The sequence below is a fragment of the Fibrobacter sp. UWOV1 genome, assembly GCF_900142495.1.
Lineage (GTDB): Bacteria > Fibrobacterota > Fibrobacteria > Fibrobacterales > Fibrobacteraceae > Fibrobacter.
This window is the reverse complement of sequence record NZ_FRBA01000002.1, coordinates 20,810-38,184: the sequence shown is the minus strand read 5'-3', so window position 1 is coordinate 38,184 and position 17,375 is coordinate 20,810. Positions and strand designations below refer to the sequence as shown.

13 protein-coding genes are annotated in these 17,375 nt (G+C 50.7%); 2 read left to right on the top strand and 11 right to left on the bottom strand.

Translation table 11 applies throughout. The features are described 5' to 3' along the window. Positions 1–12: 12 nt before the first annotated feature. From BUC02_RS03980 to BUC02_RS03970, 3 genes are read right to left on the bottom strand one after another with little or no spacing between them, the layout of a single operon-like run. Entirely contained in the window at positions 13–444 is a 432-nt protein-coding gene (locus tag BUC02_RS03980; protein WP_083564409.1) for a hypothetical protein, read from the bottom strand. A gap of 17 nt (positions 445–461) precedes the next feature. Continuing rightward, positions 462–2,573: a T9SS type B sorting domain-containing protein gene (locus BUC02_RS03975; protein ID WP_073319043.1), complete on the bottom strand. Its 2,112-nt coding sequence runs from the start codon at positions 2,571–2,573 to the stop codon at positions 462–464. 36 nt (positions 2,574–2,609) lie between these two features. Continuing rightward, entirely contained in the window at positions 2,610–3,230 is a 621-nt protein-coding gene (locus BUC02_RS03970) for an RNA polymerase sigma factor (RefSeq protein WP_073319040.1), read from the bottom strand. Between the two features lie 179 nt (positions 3,231–3,409). On the opposite strand from BUC02_RS03970, the gene BUC02_RS03965 reads away from it, so the two are divergent. Next, complete coding sequence (locus BUC02_RS03965) at positions 3,410–5,200, top strand: protein-disulfide reductase DsbD family protein (RefSeq protein WP_073319037.1); 1,791 nt, start codon at positions 3,410–3,412, stop codon at positions 5,198–5,200. Between the two features lie 61 nt (positions 5,201–5,261). Here BUC02_RS03965 and glgA read toward each other — a convergent pair whose 3' ends face one another. From glgA to BUC02_RS03925, 8 genes are all read right to left on the bottom strand, one after another. Next, positions 5,262–6,491, bottom strand: a complete 1,230-nt coding sequence (gene glgA, locus BUC02_RS03960; protein ID WP_073319034.1) for a glycogen synthase — start codon at positions 6,489–6,491, stop codon at positions 5,262–5,264. Positions 6,492–6,823: 332 nt separating this feature from the next. Continuing rightward, positions 6,824–8,158 (bottom strand): poly(ethylene terephthalate) hydrolase family protein, encoded by a 1,335-nt coding sequence (locus tag BUC02_RS03955; protein ID WP_073319031.1) that lies wholly within the window; start codon positions 8,156–8,158, stop codon positions 6,824–6,826. A 308-nt stretch (positions 8,159–8,466) separates the two neighbouring features. After that, positions 8,467–9,036, bottom strand: a complete 570-nt coding sequence (folE, locus tag BUC02_RS03950; RefSeq protein ID WP_073319028.1) for a GTP cyclohydrolase I FolE — start codon at positions 9,034–9,036, stop codon at positions 8,467–8,469. 19 nt (positions 9,037–9,055) lie between these two features. After that, positions 9,056–11,167 carry an InlB B-repeat-containing protein gene (locus BUC02_RS03945; RefSeq protein ID WP_254794087.1) on the bottom strand — a complete coding sequence of 704 codons (2,112 nt, stop codon included), beginning with the start codon at positions 11,165–11,167 and terminating at the stop codon, positions 9,056–9,058. Positions 11,168–11,307: 140 nt separating this feature from the next. Then, on the bottom strand, positions 11,308–13,782 hold the full coding sequence (locus BUC02_RS03940; protein WP_073319022.1) for an InlB B-repeat-containing protein: 2,475 nt from the start codon (positions 13,780–13,782) through the stop codon (positions 11,308–11,310). Positions 13,783–13,886: 104 nt separating this feature from the next. Beyond that, positions 13,887–14,477: a nitroreductase family protein gene (locus BUC02_RS03935; RefSeq protein WP_073319019.1), complete on the bottom strand. Its 591-nt coding sequence runs from the start codon at positions 14,475–14,477 to the stop codon at positions 13,887–13,889. Further along, on the bottom strand, positions 14,477–15,835 hold the full coding sequence (gene argA / locus BUC02_RS03930; RefSeq protein WP_073319016.1) for an amino-acid N-acetyltransferase: 1,359 nt from the start codon (positions 15,833–15,835) through the stop codon (positions 14,477–14,479). Before argA ends, BUC02_RS03935 begins: the two co-directional genes overlap by 1 nt. Positions 15,836–15,930: 95 nt before the next feature. Then, positions 15,931–16,338: an NADH-quinone oxidoreductase subunit A gene (locus tag BUC02_RS03925; protein WP_249268965.1), complete on the bottom strand. Its 408-nt coding sequence runs from the start codon at positions 16,336–16,338 to the stop codon at positions 15,931–15,933. Between the two features lie 53 nt (positions 16,339–16,391). Between BUC02_RS03925 and BUC02_RS03920 the strand changes: the two genes are divergently transcribed. Continuing rightward, positions 16,392–17,327, top strand: a complete 936-nt coding sequence (locus BUC02_RS03920; RefSeq protein ID WP_073319013.1) for an FISUMP domain-containing protein — start codon at positions 16,392–16,394, stop codon at positions 17,325–17,327. The last annotated feature ends 48 nt before the right edge of the window (positions 17,328–17,375 follow it).

The window sequence follows — 17,375 nt, the reverse complement described above, 5'->3', positions numbered from 1 at the left end:
ACAAGGACCGCCTTACTGGAAATTCCCTGCATCTGCAGTGGAGGTATCCGGTTCCGGAGTTTCGGCTGTCTCTTCGGCAGACTTGTAGCGGTCATAAATACTGGTCGTCTTTACATCCGACGAATCATGAAGCGCCTTGGTCACAGACACTTCGCCATCTTCACCGGCCTTTGTCGAATCGGTCAACTTGGACTTTGTCGTATCCGATGCGGCAAAGCGGTCATAAATGCTCTTGCGGGTGGCGGCCCCTTCGGCCTTCTTCAGCGCCTCTTCTTCGCGGCAAACGCGCAATTCTTCTTCGGCATAGGCGCGCTGGTCAGGCGAATAGGTCATGGTGTTTAGGCGGTATTCCATTTCTTCGCACACCAGTCCTTGACGCTCGCCCGCACAACTAACCAAAAGCATGGCAATGCCAAAAAGCATCCACACAGCAACACGATTCATAAAAACCTCTGCGCCCATTAATGGGCAATAATAAACTTGCCCTTCTTGACCTTGGAGCCTTTTTTCACGACGTAGTAGTAGACTCCCGGTGTTACCAACTTGCCGGAATCCTCGCGACCGTTCCATTCCACCTTGCCACCCGCAACTTCTTCGTTGCGGAAATATTTGATCAGGGCGCCTCCACGGTTATAAATGCTCACCGTAGACTTTTCGGCAATGCCATCGATCGTGAGGAAGGCTTGAGTCTTGGGCCTAAACGGAACCGGATAGGCATGAACTTTCACCTCGGCGGAATCGGTCATATTCTTATGGGCGTCCTTAAGGTCGTTACGGCGGTAGTAGCTCACGCCCTTTTCGTGGGCAAACCAGGCTGCCCCCACAACCGGGTCAATGGCGAGGTCAGCGACATTGTTGTCAAGCAAGCCGTCTTTTGTGGTAAAGTGCAAGATCTTCAACGTATCGGGAGAACCATTCTTGGGTGTCAAGCGATATACACCCTGGTTTGTCGTTCCGACCCACAAGTTGCCATGACTATCCACATCGATCGACGTAAATTCGGCACCGAGCATACCATTTGTCGAAGCAGGCGTCATGATCGTATCCGCTTCTTCATCCAGATAAGCCAGTGACGACATCGAGACCAACCACAACCTGTCACCCACAGGGTCGTATACCATGTCGACCGGGGCAGGGTTCATGCCGCCATAATATTTGACTTGGCCGTTAACGAGTTCGCCGCCATTGGCTTTCGGCGAAGGGAACGTGATTACGTCGAGGCCGCCTTCGCTTGCAAGAGCCGTACCGTCCTTGTTAGCGATATATACAACCCATTTGCCGTCTTCGTCGATTTTAGAATGCATCACGCCAGGTACCGGGTTACTGCCGATTCCGTTTGCACAATGTACTTCGCCATCTTTGGTAAAGTAGACGACTCCGTAATTGGGATTCTTACCTGTTGACGTCAAGAAGCCGGAATTGTCGGGAGCCGCAATGGTTGCAACAGAGATTGCGTAATTGGGAAGGTACTTGTCAAAACAATGATTGTCTTCGGCCTTAAAATCATATTCAAGATGGGCGCCCCATTTCGAATACATCAAATACACAAAGCCCCAAATATGGTAAAACATGGAACCATCGGGCAAATAGGACAAGGTCTTCATTCTTGCAGAATAGCCATTCGGTCCATTTGACAAAGTTGAATAAGCGTAATGGGGTTCGCCCCAGCCACCGATGCTACCGTAGCTCAACTTGCCATCGACAGACATCGCCAAGACACCCCCTTCGGGAGTCGCCTTCACTTCGTACACTTCACCGGGACTATATCCATTGAACCCGGTAAGATCCGTAACGGTTTTTTCGCCAGTCTTGTTAAAGAAGACGTATTCAGAACCGACGAGATACGTTCCATCTGCCGTTTTAACCTGCCACTTGACCTTGCTAGAGCCATCATCGTGATAGAGTTGCTCATCAGTCAAAACTTGAGAATCTACCGTCACCTTCTTGACCGGTTCGTCAAAGCCTTCTACAACAGTGCCCGCAGGAACTAGGGACCACGAATTCGGGTCGCTCAGGCGCTTGTCAGAAGCCAGGTTTGCCCAATCCATTTTACGGACATAGGTTTCCTTGTCCATCTTGGCGTACAGGGAATCGCCACGGATCAAAAGTTCGCGAACAGGAGTAATGGAAAGGGACCTCGAACCGATACGATCAATCGTCAATAACGAACGGCCTTGGAAGGCGTCAAAGAACGCAAGACGGTCCTCGAATGCAATCGTCATGATATGACCGCTCATAACGGTGCCGTGGGGTACCGCACGAACATTGTTCTTGACATAGGAGCGGTTGATAATGCGCCAAGGAATACTGCCATCGGCAAACACAGCCACAAGACCGTATTCCGAAACGGCGTAGACCGCATTGTTCGAAGAAACAACGGAATGAAACCTGGATGTTTCAAGGCCATGTTCCGAATGATACACGACATTTTCGTAAATGGAACGGAAACGCAGGCCGCCATCGGTTGCCAAAAGAACTCCGTTAGCAAAAGGCGTCACATCATGTATCGGAAACGGGTCCGAAAACGCACCCCATTTATCGTAGGCGCCCACATACGCTGCCCAAAGCAGCAAACAAAAAACTAGAGATTTGAACTTCACCCCCTAAAATTACGAAAATTCACTCGCCCGCGTTAGCAAATCGTCCAAATTCATGCAAGAACTTTCATTATTTTTATACTTGGACATATATACATTCTTCGATCTACGCATCTTCTTGATTGCATCGGTTTTTCTTTTTTGGAATGTACTGCGATTCACGCCACAATAAAGACACGCCTCGGAGGCCCGAATTTCGCCGATATAGGAATATTCCACTGCCATTTTCTCGGCAGAGGTGAGTCCCTCCATCAAGCGGTCCAGTTCCCGGCGGATGACACGCCTGCGGCGTTGTTCATAGACTTCGCAGGCAACAGCGTCCGTTCCCGAAGCGTCGTAAGCGACAAAATTGTCTGCCAGCTGCGAAAACGGAGTTACCGGGGGCAATCTTCTGTTCATGTCATGAAAAGCGTTATGGATAACAGCCCGAAACCATGGGGTCATCGGCTTATTCAAGTCCAAAGTATACGCAGACCGGCACAAACGGAGCGCAACCTCCTGAAAAAGGTCTTTTGCGCCGTCGGGGTCGCTACTCTGAAACTGACAGAGTTTGTAAATTTGTGAAGCGTTCTTACGCCACACCTTTTCAACCCATTTGGGAGGTTCTTCTGTTAAAATTCTGGATTTAGCCATAAGCCTATCGGAATTTTGACAGCGAACTTTCAGTTGCGATAAAATTTATGAAAATAAAAGCGAAAAAACGGATTTTTGGAATTTTTGCAAACTATTGTTTGCAGCTATCAACAGTTTTTTTTAGTTTGGCTTCATTTTTGGTAATTTATCCACAATCTGTTAACGCACAGGAGTTCAATATGAACTCCATGCCACCCCCGGAAATGCAGATGCAGTACAGCGCGGGCGCCTTGAAAGACAGTGGAAAACTGACCGTATGGGTAACCATTCCCGAAAAGTGGCACGTGAACGCGAACGAAGTCACCGACGAATTCTTGAAGCCCTCTTCGATCGAAGTGAAGGCCGAGGGAATTGAATTCGGCGATGTGGTGTGGCCCAAGCCGATTAAAGAATATAACGAGGCGCTGGAACTCGAGATTCTGACCTTCCGCGGAGAATTCAAGATTGAAATCCCGGTGAAGGCAGTCGCCGACAAGTACGACAGCCTTGGAACCGAGGCGACCTTCCATTACCAGGCTTGTGACAATTCCATTTGCCTGGCACCTGCGAGCAAGACGATTTCGCTCAGCGAAAATGCGGCTGGCGCAAAATCCAGCAACGTGAATAGCAGCGCAAAAAAAAACGATTCCGAAAATGAAGTAGCCGCTAATAAGCGCGGCAACGAAAACTTGGAAGCAAGCACCACGGAAGCAGCGGAGAACAGCGCCGCTTCGGCCGGAATTATCGCACTCTTGTTTTTCGCATTCCTCGGCGGAATTATTCTGAACCTGATGCCGTGCGTATTGCCGGTGCTTTCGCTCAAGCTCTTTAGCCTGATTAAGCAGGCCGGTGAAAGTCGCGGACGGCTCCTCGCTTTGGGAGGAGCCACAACGGCGGGCATTCTGGCAAGTTTCTGGGTGCTCGCCGCCGTTGTCGCCGCCGTCAAGGCCGGCGGCGGGTCCGCGGGCTGGGGCATGCAATTCCAAAGTGCCGGATTCATCGCCTTCATGGTCGTGATTCTGACCGCATTTGCCATGAGCTTCTTTGGCGTATTCGAAGTGTGGCTTCCGTGGGGTGCCACCACCAAGATGGACGAAGCCGGCCATAAGGCGGGCTTTGCTGGAGCCTTCTTTACCGGCGCGCTCCTCGTTCTTTTAAGTACGCCGTGTTCGGCCCCCTTCCTCGGAACCGCGATGGGATTCGCCTTTGCGCAAACGACCCCCGTACTCTTCTTGTTCTTTACCGCGGCTGGGCTAGGCCTTGCTCTCCCCTACATGCTCGTGAGCGCCTTCCCGAAAGTCCTCAAGGTCTTCCCGAAACCGGGCCCGTGGATGGTCAAGCTGCAAAAGGTGATGGGCGTATTGCTCCTTGCAAGCGTCGCATGGCTATTGTGGATTGTGAACGAACAGGCCGGCACCGCAGGCGTCAGGATGTTCGCTATTGTCGTCTTCACAAGCGTTGCCTGCAGTGTTCTGCTTGGCAAGTTCGCACCTCCGGGAGTCGCCTTCGGGCGCGAAGTCGCAGGATTTGGATTGAGCGTCATCGTCATTGCAGCACTCTGGTTCGCCGTCATTTCGCCACGCTACGAAAGTGCTGCCAGCGAAAAGTTCAACGCCCGCATGCAAGAACAGATGACTGCAGACGGTTGGTACCGCTACAGCCCCGCCCTAATCGAAGAATTTGCAAAAGCGAAGCGCACCATATTCATCGACGCGACCGCCGACTGGTGTCTCACTTGCAAGACGAACGAAGCCGCAGTCCTCAACCGTGACGAATTCCGCCGCGCCATGGACAGCTTGAATGTGGCGCTGGTAAAAGCCGACTGGACTCGCGAAACCCCCGAAGTGAATGCATTATTACGCAGCATGGGAAAGTCGGGCGTACCCGCTTACGCGATTTACCCCGCAGGCGATGCCACTAAAAAAATCGTGCTGCCGGAATTGCTCACGACAGCAGCGATTGTAGAGAATATTGTAGGAAGTAGGAAGTAGGAAGTTAGAAGAATTTTTCTGCAACAGACTTCCTACTGTTTACCATCTACTGTCTACTATTTTATCTCTTGCCTTCTTTTTTATAGCGGTCAATGCATTCCTGGTAGAAGTCGTATGTCTGCTTGGCAATCGACTTCCAGCTGAATACGTCAATCGCGCGCTTGCGGCTGACTTCGCCCATCTTCTTTGCAAGTTCCGGATTTTCAAGAATCTTGTTGAGCTTGTTCGCAAAATCAGTCTGGAAAGCCTTCGGGTCAGCCGGTTCAAAATCCGTTTCGGATACATGTTTCAACGGAACCAGGAATCCGGTTTCGCCGTCCACGATGATTTCGGGAATTCCACCCACTGCAGAGCCCACCACCGGAGTACCGCAGCTCATGGCTTCAAGGTTGATGATACCGAACGGTTCGTAGAGCGAGGGCGTTGCAAACACGGTCGCATGGCTGTAAAGCACGCGGAGTTCTTCGTGCGGAACCGCTTCTTGAATCCACACGACACCGTCGCGCGTCTTCTGCACCTCTTCGATGAGAGCCTTGCATTCGTCGGCAAGTTCGATGGTATCCGGAGCACCGGCGCAGAGCACCACCTGGGCACTCTTGTCGATTTGCGGAATCGCCTGAATCAGCTGGCTGATGCCCTTCTGTCGCGTAATGCGACCCACGAACAGCACATACGGACGCTTCGGATCGACACCCCACTTGGTGAGGATGCTTTCGTCGAAAGTCGGAGCATAAAAGTCCGGATCGATACCGTTGTAAATCACCTTCACGCGATCCTCGGGAACGCCGTAAAGTTTCATCACGTCGCGCTTCATGCCCTGGCTTACGGCAATCACACCGTCGGCAGCCTCGTAAGCGGTGCGTTCGATCCAGCAGCTCATGGCGTAACCGCCGTCGCCCAACTGTTCGGCCTTCCACGGACGGTGCGGTTCGAGCGAGTGCGTCGTAAGAATTAGCGGGCACTGCAAAAGGCGGCTAGCGAGCACGCCGCCAAAATGACTGTACCATGTATGACAGTGAATGACGTCGATATTGTCGAGCGCGGCAGCCCACTGGAGGTTAATGTCCAGCGGCTTGAAAATCTTCTGAAAACGATCATCATGCGGGTTCAAGCCCAGCTTGCGCGAAAATCCGATTGCACGGATATTGTCCTTGTCTTCGTCTTGCACGCCAAAGCAACGTGCTTCCACATGACAAAGCTTTGCAAGCTCTTGGGTAAGGAACTTAACATGGATACCTGCACCACCATAAATTTCTGGAGGGAATTCATTCGTCAAAATTGCAGCGTTCATAAAACAAACTCCGTTTACTGTATTAAGATAGCTTTGTTTTGCCTACCGGACAAATCTGTAATAAAAATGTAGGTGTATTCTTTTAATTTCTGCGGCATAAACGAAGCCCCAGACATTAGTCTGGAGCTGAGTATGCCGGCGAGGGGGCGCTGGCTTACGCCAATGCAATCTCAGTTTCGCCCCCGAGCTTTCATTATAACAAAAACACCCAAGCCGAGAGTCGCGGGCAAGCTCGCTTGCCCATGACCGAGGCGCCGCGTTTTGAATTGACTTCGTCAATAAAAAACACCCCGCCCATTCGGACGGGATGTAAGGAGTGAGTGTGGAGTTTCTTAGAAGTTCTTGCACTGGCCTTTCCACTTGCCCGGCTGGCCAAGGATAGCGCCATTAATGTACTTGCCAGAAGAACCTACAAAATCATCTTTGCGGAATGTTTCGCCACCGAGGTGCCAACGCATCCAAGCAACGGTCGCTGCCATGCCGCCCCACGGACCGGAACCATGGCCCCAGCCGCATTCGCCGTTCTGGCATTCATTGCCCTGACCACCAGTCATCTTGAGGAGGCAAGCCGGAATCTTGACGTTATTGTTGTTGTAGTCGCCTTCGGCGTTCGGGCGTTCCATACCGCCTTCACCGTAGACGATTGCAGCAGTCTTTCCGGCAGGGACATTCGCTAGTTCAGCATGGTTGAATGCACCGCTGTTGTTGAGGACAGCCGTAATCACGCGCTTGTCGTTGATAAGCATCTTTTCGGACTGGAGACCGCCCATGGAGTGGCCGCTTGCGCCCACCTTCGTCATATCGAGCTTGCCGTACAGCACATCACCCTGGGTAGAATTCTTCTTGGCAAGCCAGTCGAGTGCGGGGATACCACGGTTCGTACCATCCGGAGATTCGCTGGTAGCCACCACCACGAAACCGTGAGAGGCGAGACGACGAATGATACCTTCGTAATCGTTGGGGCTAGAGCCGCCACCCGGGCCCCACAAGATAACACCATGCTTCTTGGTATTGGAAAGCTGCTTCGGGTAGCAAAGGACGCCACCGCCGTTGTCGGCCGTATTCTTGATATATTCGACTTCCAGGTAGTTCTTTTCTTCTTCCTTGCCATCAACGAGGAAGATGCCGTCATCGGCCTTCACTTCGCTAGAAGAGCTGGCCGGCTTTACGGCTTCGCTGGAGCTGGACTTGGGGGAATCCACGGCAGAGCTAGAAGTCGGAACGGGATCGGAACCAGCGGCAGAGCTGCTAGAGATTGCAGGAGGATTCGTTGCCGTCGTATCGATAGGCTGCTGTTCACCGCCAGGTCCAACCACAGGTTCGGTAACCTGAGCAGTCGTGTCTGCGGGCTGAACAGTCTGCGAAGGATCTGCAGGCTGAGTGGGGTCAGTCACGCCCTGATTCGGATCTGTCGGAGTCGCATTCGGGTCTGCCGGATCCACAGGAGTAACGGTCCCCTGTTGTGCAGGGTCAGTCACCGTCTGTGAGGGATTTGTAGCCGGATCAGTGGCCAAGCCACCGCCCTGTTGCTGATCCTGGTACTGTTGCTGGGCTTCAGCAACGGCGTTATTGACTTGATCCGCAGCATCGCCGCAGTTGACCAAAGCAAAGGCGGCACCTGCAACCACCAGGCCCTTTGCCAGATTCTTGAAATATTTCGATTTCATTGTGACTCCTTTTATACCTTTCCCTTAACACCATTTTAAAGATACCTTGAAAAACAAGCGAAAAAAACAGTCCGAAACGAGTTTCTATGGACAATAAGTCCATAGTCAAAAGGAGCCAAAAATGGCGAAATTAACTCAAAAAGCAAGATTTTCGCATTCTAATTTATATGTAATTTATCCATAATGGATAAGGTTATTCTTACACACGCAAAAATCCATTATTCCGCTTATTTGTCCTAAAAAAAGAAATCCCCCGATCAAATCGGAGGAAAACTCTCAGGAAAAAATAACACAATTTAAAAAACAACTTACCTAGGAGCGTAAATCCTGGACATGAATTCGGCGCGGGTCTTTTCGTCGGTCTTGAATCGACCCAAAAGCTGAGTCGTCACCATGGTGGCCCCCGGCTTTTTCACCCCGCGCATGGTCATGCACATGTGGGACGCTTCCAAAACCACAGCAACACCCTTCGGATTCAGTTCCTTCTGGATGAGCTCTGCAATCTGACGCGTCATGCGTTCCTGAATCTGCGGGAAACGTGCGTAGAATTCCACCACGCGCGGAATCTTGGAAAGACCGACCACGCAATCGCCCGGAATGTAGGCCACGTGAGCCTTGCCCGTGAACGGAAGAAAATGGTGTTCGCACATACTGGCAAACTGGATATCCGGCACGATAATCATTTCATCGTACTTTTCGTGGAAGCGCGTCTTGAGAATGTCTTCGGCACGCATCTCGCCCGAAAGGCCCGTCATGAGTTCGGCGTACATTTTGGCGACACGCTTGGGCGTATCGACAAGACCTTCGCGGTTCGGGTTTTCGCCCATGCCTTCCAGAATCATCCGGAAGCCGTCTTCCATTTTCTTGAAATCCATCATGGGGCCAAAGATAGCAAAATCAGCGAATCGTGACAGCGCGAGTTTCGTTTCCGTAGCGGATCAGGAACTTGCCCGCATCCATGAAATCCATAAGCATCGTCGGTTCCGTCCTTTCGCGGCGAAGCAGGCGGCCCTGCAGGTCGTACACGAAAAGCATCTTGCCCGGAGCAAGCCCGAACAGGCTTACGCTCTTGCCGCCCACTACGGCGCGCCATTCGCCCTGGAGCGTTCCGGGCTGAGCAGGCATGGTGCCGCCGGTAATGACAAAGTTGTCGATGTAGCCAAATTCTTGGACGTACGAGCCATTCACTTTGACATTCACGACATTCTTGTAGCTGCTCGCATTGCAGAACAGGCCCGCGAACAGGTGTTCGTCACCGCAGCTACTATTTGCAAGCAAGCCCGTAATGGTGTGCCCGTTACCCAGGAAAGTTCCTTCGTAATCCCAGATGGCGTCCCACACGAAATAGGTCAGCGAATCGTCGAGATTCAAAACGGAATCTTGCCACATGTTTTCGTTGATGACAATGTCGGAATCGAGCGTAGCGCATGCCTTGGGGTTGCGCTCGGTGCTGTCCAAGGTGCCGTTGACAAGGCCCGCGAACCAGTAGAGTTCTTCCTTGTTCTTCAAGTGGTAACAGCCCGCTGTATCCTGTTCGGGCATTTGCGGGGCCGGAGTCCATTCCGCAAACAGATCGATGCTTTTCTTTTCCGTCAACTGGACTGCCGAATAGTAGCCGAGCTTTTCCGGCGTCCAGCGGTAGAATTTCGCACCTTCGCGAGCGGGAGCCTTGAATTCAAAACCGACATCGGCGGCATTGAACGCAGTCAAGTTTTCCAGGCTGTTTTCGCCACCGTTCATGTGGTACGTAATCGTATATTCCGTCGTATTCCACTTGGCATAAACAGTAAGGTCTTCGGTATTGCCCGCAGGGATTTCCGTGATTTCCTGTTCCAATAGCGAGTCCGCATACCAGCCCGCAAATTCAAAGCCGGACCAGTAAGCCTTACCGAGCACATAGGCCGCAGAATCCGCCGACCACTTGACTACATGCGGCTTGTAGAATTCGGTACCATTGTAGAACTGGCCGCCGTTCATTTCGATATCGACGACAAAGTAGCTTTTCCATTTTGCATAGAGAGTCCAATCGCCAAAATGCTCCGTCTTGATGGTATCGATTTTTTGCGTAAAGTCTTCGTCCAGGAACCAGCCTTCGAATTCATCGTTTTCTTTTTGCGGGTCGGCAAGAACGATGGCAGAATCACCCTTGGCATACCCCGCCGGATTCAGTTCGCTGTTTTCGCCTCCGTTCAAGACGTAGTGAATTTCAAACCGGACGCTGTCGGCTGCGGGAGTGCTGCTTGCGACCGTAGAACGCAAGCCTTGAATAGAGACATCGGCATAGACATTCGTCATCTGGACAAGGCCAACGACTTTGCCTACAATTCCGCTAGCATCGCTGCCCGAGAAATAAGAATCCGTAACGCCCAGGTTCCTTACGACCGTGACATTCTTGCCCCACACATCGTTTTCGTCGCCGAGGGTCACGAACAAGCCGTCGTTTCCGCGCAGGCCAGAAATCTTGAAACCGTTACCTTCAAAAGTTCCCTTGAACTTCAAAGGTACCCACCACACGTAATCTTCCCTGGACAAGTTGCCGGTAGAATCCAGAAGATTTTCGTTCACCACGATATCGTTCTGGAGCGAGATGCAGCCTTCGAATTTATAATCATCCTTTTTGGAGAAGGCGGTAGAATCGGCAATCGAAACCGTGGCGATACCGTAAAGTTCTTCGGCGGTATAAATCAAATAGCAGCCGCGTTCATCTTGCTTGGGCGTTTGCGGTACAAGGCCCCAGCGTGCATACACGCTGAAACTGCCCAGGTAGTTTGCAAGCACGAACATGGAGTAATCTTGATACTCGCCATAATACATGTTGGGCGGAACGTCCACCCCTTCAGCAAATTCAATATACCAGCCTAAAAAGGAATACCCTTCGCGCGTCGGTTCTTTTAAATCGAAACGGCCCGCCGCCTCGTCGTAGCTTTCGGGATTTTCAGGATGGTTCACGCCGCCGTTCAGATTATAATTGATCGTGTAGGCGTTAGCCGACACTGCGGCTAACAGCATTAAGTACCCTAACACTGCGTAAACTGAACGAAACATGTATTCTCTTCATCACTCAAAGTGACAAACTGAATATATATCAAAAAAATCCAGATTCTCACGGAACCTGGATTTTCCTTGGACATTAAACGTAATTTTACAAATTAACGGACCGATATTGTTTTCATTTGTTTACCATAGCGAATCAAGTACCGCCCCGCCATAGGAATATCGATCTCCATCGAAGACTGCGTTGTCATACGGCAGATAACACGGCCCTGCACATCCATTACAAGAAGCGTACGCCCAGGCACGAGTCCAGACAAAGTAACGCTATTGCCGCGAACAGAGGCTTGCCAATCGCTTTTTGCCTCAACATTCGAAAGGGCCATACGGTTTCCTGTAATGTAAAACGACTTTATAAAACCAACGTCACGAAGGTACGAATCCTTAATCAAAATATCAACAACCTGCTTATAAGACCTTACGACATAGAACATTCCGCCATACGTTTCAAAATCAGAATAACGATTGTGCATCAGCAATCCTGAAATAGAATGCCCGTTCCCGTTAAAACTGCCATCAAAATATTCAATGGGTTGCCACACAAAATAATCCTTTCCGGCAAGGTCCAGAACATCATCCTTCGCTATACTGTCATTGACGACAATGTCTGCTTCTAGTGATGCACACGCTTCTGCATTGCGTTCAACACCTTCTAGCCGCCCATTGACCATTTCAGCAAACCAGTACAATTCTTCCCTTGTGCCAATGAGATAACAGCCTTTCGAATTCTGTTTGGGCTTCTGCGGCTTAGGGAACCATTCCGCATACAAATCAATATTTTGCATCCTGGAAATTTTTTCTGCTACCCCGCCCAGTTCACCATAAGTCCAACGGTAAAAATCTGCACCCTCACGGGTCGGCGCCTTGAACTTGAAACCGTCATCTTCTCCTGTAAAAGTACTCGGATTGTCCGGATGGTTTGTACCGCCATTCAAGTGATACGTTATCGTATATGTCTTCGGGCTCCATTTGGCGTACACCGTAACATCCTCGGTATTCCCGGCAGGAATTTCCGTAATCTTTTTCGTGAAAAGCGAATCCGCATACCAGCCGTCAAATTCAAATCCGGATCCCCGGCTAGCCGTACCTAGCACAAATGCAGCAGAATCTGCCGACCACCTGAATTCCAAAGGTAAATAGAAGGTGCGCCCGTTGTAAGTTTGGCCTTTATTCATTTCGAAATGAATGACAAAGAAGCTTTTCCACTTTGCATAAAGTTTCCAATCGCCATAATATTGCGTCTTTATGGTATCGATTTTTTGGACAAAGTTGCTATCCAGGAACCAACCCTCGAACACATCGTTTTCTTTTTGCGGGGCACTCAACACAATGGCAGAATCGCCCTTGATATAACTAGCCGGATTTTGCTCACTGTTTACACCGCCATACAAGACATAATCAATCGAGAACGCGTTTTCTTTAAAGACAGGGTACGCCGCCGTGTCACCATTATCGATACACTTGGAGTTTTCCACCTCAAATATGATACTGCTTGTAGAGCAGGCATTGCCCTTTTTTGCCACAATGCAGTCTGTAGAAGTCCCTTTCACTTGGCCCGCGAAAGAGACTTTCCTTAAAACGGCGACATCCATTTCGCCAACAATGCCGCCCGCATAAGCGCCTTCAACAAGCCCTAAACTGTAGGAATTTTCAATGAAGGCTGCACGCGAATAATCAGCGGCACTTTTACCGGCGTACTGTGGGGCATTCAAGGCCGGCCTCATAGCCGTCACACATTCATCTGGAGCCAAGAATACACTACCGATCAGGCCACCGGCATAATCTTCCGCATGGACCGACACGTCCGTATATACATTATTCATTTGAACCGGCCCGCCAATTGTCGCCGCGATACCGCCGACAACTTTACCAGAAAAGTAGGAATCCGTAACGCCCAAGTTCTTGACAAAAGTAGGCGCTACGTTTCCACCATAAATATTTCCGAGTTCCATAAAAAGGCCGTAGTTTCCGCGCAGGCCCGAAATCTTGAACCCGTTGCCTTCGAACGTTCCCTTGAAAAGAACCGGAATCCAGTACACAAATTCTTCCAAAGACAGATTCTTGTCTTTATCAAGCAAGTTCTTGTTAACGACAATATCATTCAAGAGAGAAATACAACCTTCAAATCGATACTCGGGACTGTATTCATAATCCTGTTTAGAAACCGAAGCAATACCATACAATTCCCTGGCGGTTCGGATCAAGTAACAGCCTCGTTCATCTTGCTGCGGAATTTCAGGAACAAGACCCCACCTTGCTTCCACCGTAAAATTTTCAATATCACTCACGAGCCAGCTTCTTGAGAGATTCCTGAAACGAGCAAAATTTTCCCCTTTATAATAGCTGGAGTCCTTGCCGCTTGCAGACACAACATACCACCCTAAGAAGGCATAGCCTTCCTTTGAAGGTGCTTTCAGAATAAGCTTGGTCGTATCACGTTCGTAACTCGCCGGATTGTCCGGATGGTTAACGCCACCCATCAAGTTGTACGTGATTGTATAGGCCTGCGCCGAAATTGCGGCGACAAGCACAAACGCCAAAAGGATAAAACCCCTGAAAAATGAGTATAACATGTCTCCTCCTTATATCTCATACAAAATATATATCAAAAAAGCCGAACGTTACGGGACATCCGTTTTTTTCCGTTGACAAAATGTCACAATCTACACAGAAAGCGCTATAAATACTCCACCTGGTTCCCGGTACGCGGAGATTCCGTGCGGTTCGGGAGTCCACTTTCGGTGTCGGCATAGCCAATAGCGACGGAGGCGTACACGCGCTCGTCCTCGCGCAAGCCAAAACCGCGCAGGTATTCGAGGAGCGTCGGGTCTTCGTTCAGCCACTTGAGCTGATTGATGTAGCAACTGCCAAGATCGAGTTCATTTGCAGCAAGCATCATGTTTTCGACGGCACAAGCGACATCGGCCATATTGTTGCCGTAATCTTTTTTGTTTGCGACCACAATCAGAACGGGAGCCGTATAGCAGAAAGAATAATTGCCTTTTTGCGATAGGCGAATGGAATTCTGGAGGCTCTTATAAAGATTATCGCGGAGTTCCATTTTGGCAAATGCGGCCTGTACAAGTTCCTTGAGTTTTGCAATCACCACGGCATCCGAAATTACGAAAAAGTGATTACTCTGGCAGTTGCCGCCGGTGGGGCCGAATCGGCCCGCATCCACGATGGTCTGCAACTTTTCAAGTTCCACCGGCTGCGCCTTGAACTTGCGTGTGCTGCGACGAGTTTTGATAGCTTCGAGAGTATTCATTACTTCTCCAGCGGCAAAATCAAGATACGGGATTTACGTTTCTGGTTGTAGTGGTCGCGCTTGCTCTTGGGCAAATCGCTGACCGTACCATCTTCGAATCCGAAATGGTAGAACCAGTCGAGTGCCTGCGTCGTGAGCAAGAACAGCTTCTTGTAGCCCTTCATGCGGCCGACCGAAATCAGGTGGCGAACGATGGCGTCGCCAATGCCCGACTTGCGGTAGTTCGCGCCCACGGCAATGCCTGCGACTTCGGCCATGCCATCTTCGAATGCATGCAAGGCGCCACAGCCGTGAATACTGTTGTCGATGCTGTAGACAACGTAATCGTTGAGTTTTTCGGAAATGCTTTCCTGCGTACGCGGCACCAAGAATCCCTTGTCGATGTAGTCCTGCATAATGCGCAAGATATCGGGAATGTCTTCGATGTTTGCAGGCCTAATGCTCGAGTACTGGTTGGCGTACACCATGGTACCGTCACCGCGGGCGCTGAATACTTCTTGCAGCACGCTGCCCTGGAATTCACCGCTCAGCAAGTGAACACGATTCGCACCCGCTTCGCAGGCCCGAATAGCATTCATCAGGTAGTCCATCTGTGCAAAGTCGAGCTGGTCGGAATTCAGTTCCAACAGTTCCTTTGCCTGGTCCACGTCCATAGCTGAGATAACGCCCGAATCCGTGGGTTCCAGGTACTTGGTGTTCCGGCCGGTCACAAGGCCTTCGAGTTTGATACCGTTCTGGTTACCGATGAAGAAGAGCTTGCCCACCTTCATGTACTTGCAGAGTTCGGTCGCCAGTTCGGTAGAACTGATATTGTAGGCGTGCCCAAGTTTGTTCCAACCAATCGGCGGAATAATCGGCACGAACTTTTCGTCTAAAAGCTGTTCCAGAATATCACGTTGAATGCGTTCGATACGGCCGGTACGCATGTAGTCAACGCCATCAATCACACCCATGCTGCGAGCCAGCACCCAGTTGCCCTGAATGCCCCTGAGGCCGCTTGCCGTGAGGTGGCTCATGATATGCTGTGCAACGCCCAGAGACGCCTGCTCGATGTGCGGCAGGGCCTCTTCGCTTGTAAGACGCACGCCGGCATGGAAGCTGGATTCCAGTTCCCACGCCTTGAGCTGGGCATCGATGCTGTTACGCGTACCCGGCACGATAATGATGCGGATACCCGCCTTGTGCAAAAGCGCAATGTCACGCATGAGCACCGGGAAAAGCGGGTGACTCATCAAGTCATCCTCGATTTTCAGCACAAACAGCTGGCCCTTGAAGCGTTCCATATAACCGAACACTTCGCGAATAAAACCGGCAACTTCAAAATGCTGCGAATTAAAGTCAGGCGTTGCGTTATTCATAGTAAATAAGTTAGAAAAATGTTTTGTTCATAAAACAAGCGCGGCCCCATGGGACCGCGCTCGTTTAGTTGAGATAGAATACTCTTTCTCGAATCTTAGTCTTGGATTCGAGTCCAGTTGAGGATTCCCTTCTTGACCAGGTAGATATAGCCTGCTTCAAGAATCACGAGAAATCCGAGCAACACGAACAACAAGTCCCAGCCGCCCTTGAGGAACTGGACGGTCCAGGGGTAGAGGAACGCCACTTCGAGGTCAAAGACCAGGAACAACATGGCGACCATGTAATACTTTACGGGATATCGTTCGCCCGAAGTACCGGAAACATGCGCGACACCGCATTCGTAGGACGTACCTTTGATCGAGGTCCCCTTGATTTTCCCAGGGTGCAGGAACCAGTTTGCCACCAAAAGGGCAGTGGGAACAACGAGTGCAAGGACCACGAGAATGGTCATCGCAAAAGTAGTATCAAAGATTTCAACGTTCGACATAGTGAGTTCAAACATAGTAAATTTCTTTTTTCTCGTTAAGTCCCAAAATGTAAACTATATTTACTGGCATGAAAAAGATCACTACATTTTTGGGATGTGTGGGTGTGGTGTGCTTATTCTGGGGGTGTTCCGACAATGATATCCTGACCCCGAACGGACCTATTGCTGAAGAACCTGCTATTTCTTCCGCAAAAGAATCTCCGGTCGCGTCATCTTCTTCATCATTAACGGATGCTCCTGCAACAAGCTCTTCCTCTATTAATGGCAATTCGAACCCGACTCCGTCGTCCAGCGATGGAAAACCCAGCCCGGTAACGATTACCCGTGATTCCATCGTCAAGCAAGACATTGACTTGAGCAAGATCGAAACCCCGAACTACAGCAGTGGCGTTTTCTGCTGGAGCCAGGAGTGCGAAACCAAGTATGCCGGAATGACTTCCAACCCGGATCTCCAGTCCTCGTCGTCTGCCATCAGCATCGACATCGGCATGTCCGAAGAAGCAAAGGTTCCGCCGACCATCAGCGGCAACACCATGACGGATATGCGCGACAGCCAATCCTATAAACTGGAAACAGTCGCTGGCGTCCGCTGGATGGCCGAAAACCTGAGGTACAAGACCGAAAACGGAAGCTTCTGCGAAGACAAGGAAGGCAACGACGTATGCGCCAAGAACAAGAGCGTGTACTACACTTACGGCGTTGCACAGAGAGTCTGCCCCATGGGCTGGCGTCTCCCGACCGCAGACGAAGTCACCGCCGCAGCCGCAGCCCAGCCCGATAGCTGGTGGGTCATTGGCGGAAGATTCAAGCTCGACGAAGAGGGCAAGGTCTCGGAATTCGGCCTGAACGACGGACAAGGCTACATCTGGATTATCCAAAACGGTAGCAACACCTCTTGGAGAATCAAGGCCTATTCCGGCGACGAGGTGGAAAAGGCTTTCCAGTCCAGCGAAGGCCCGCGAGCCTACAACGTGCGCTGCGTCGAAGGCGCCGACATCGAATAAAACTGAACCTTTAACAACAAAAACCCGGGCGCACGCTCGGGTTTCTTT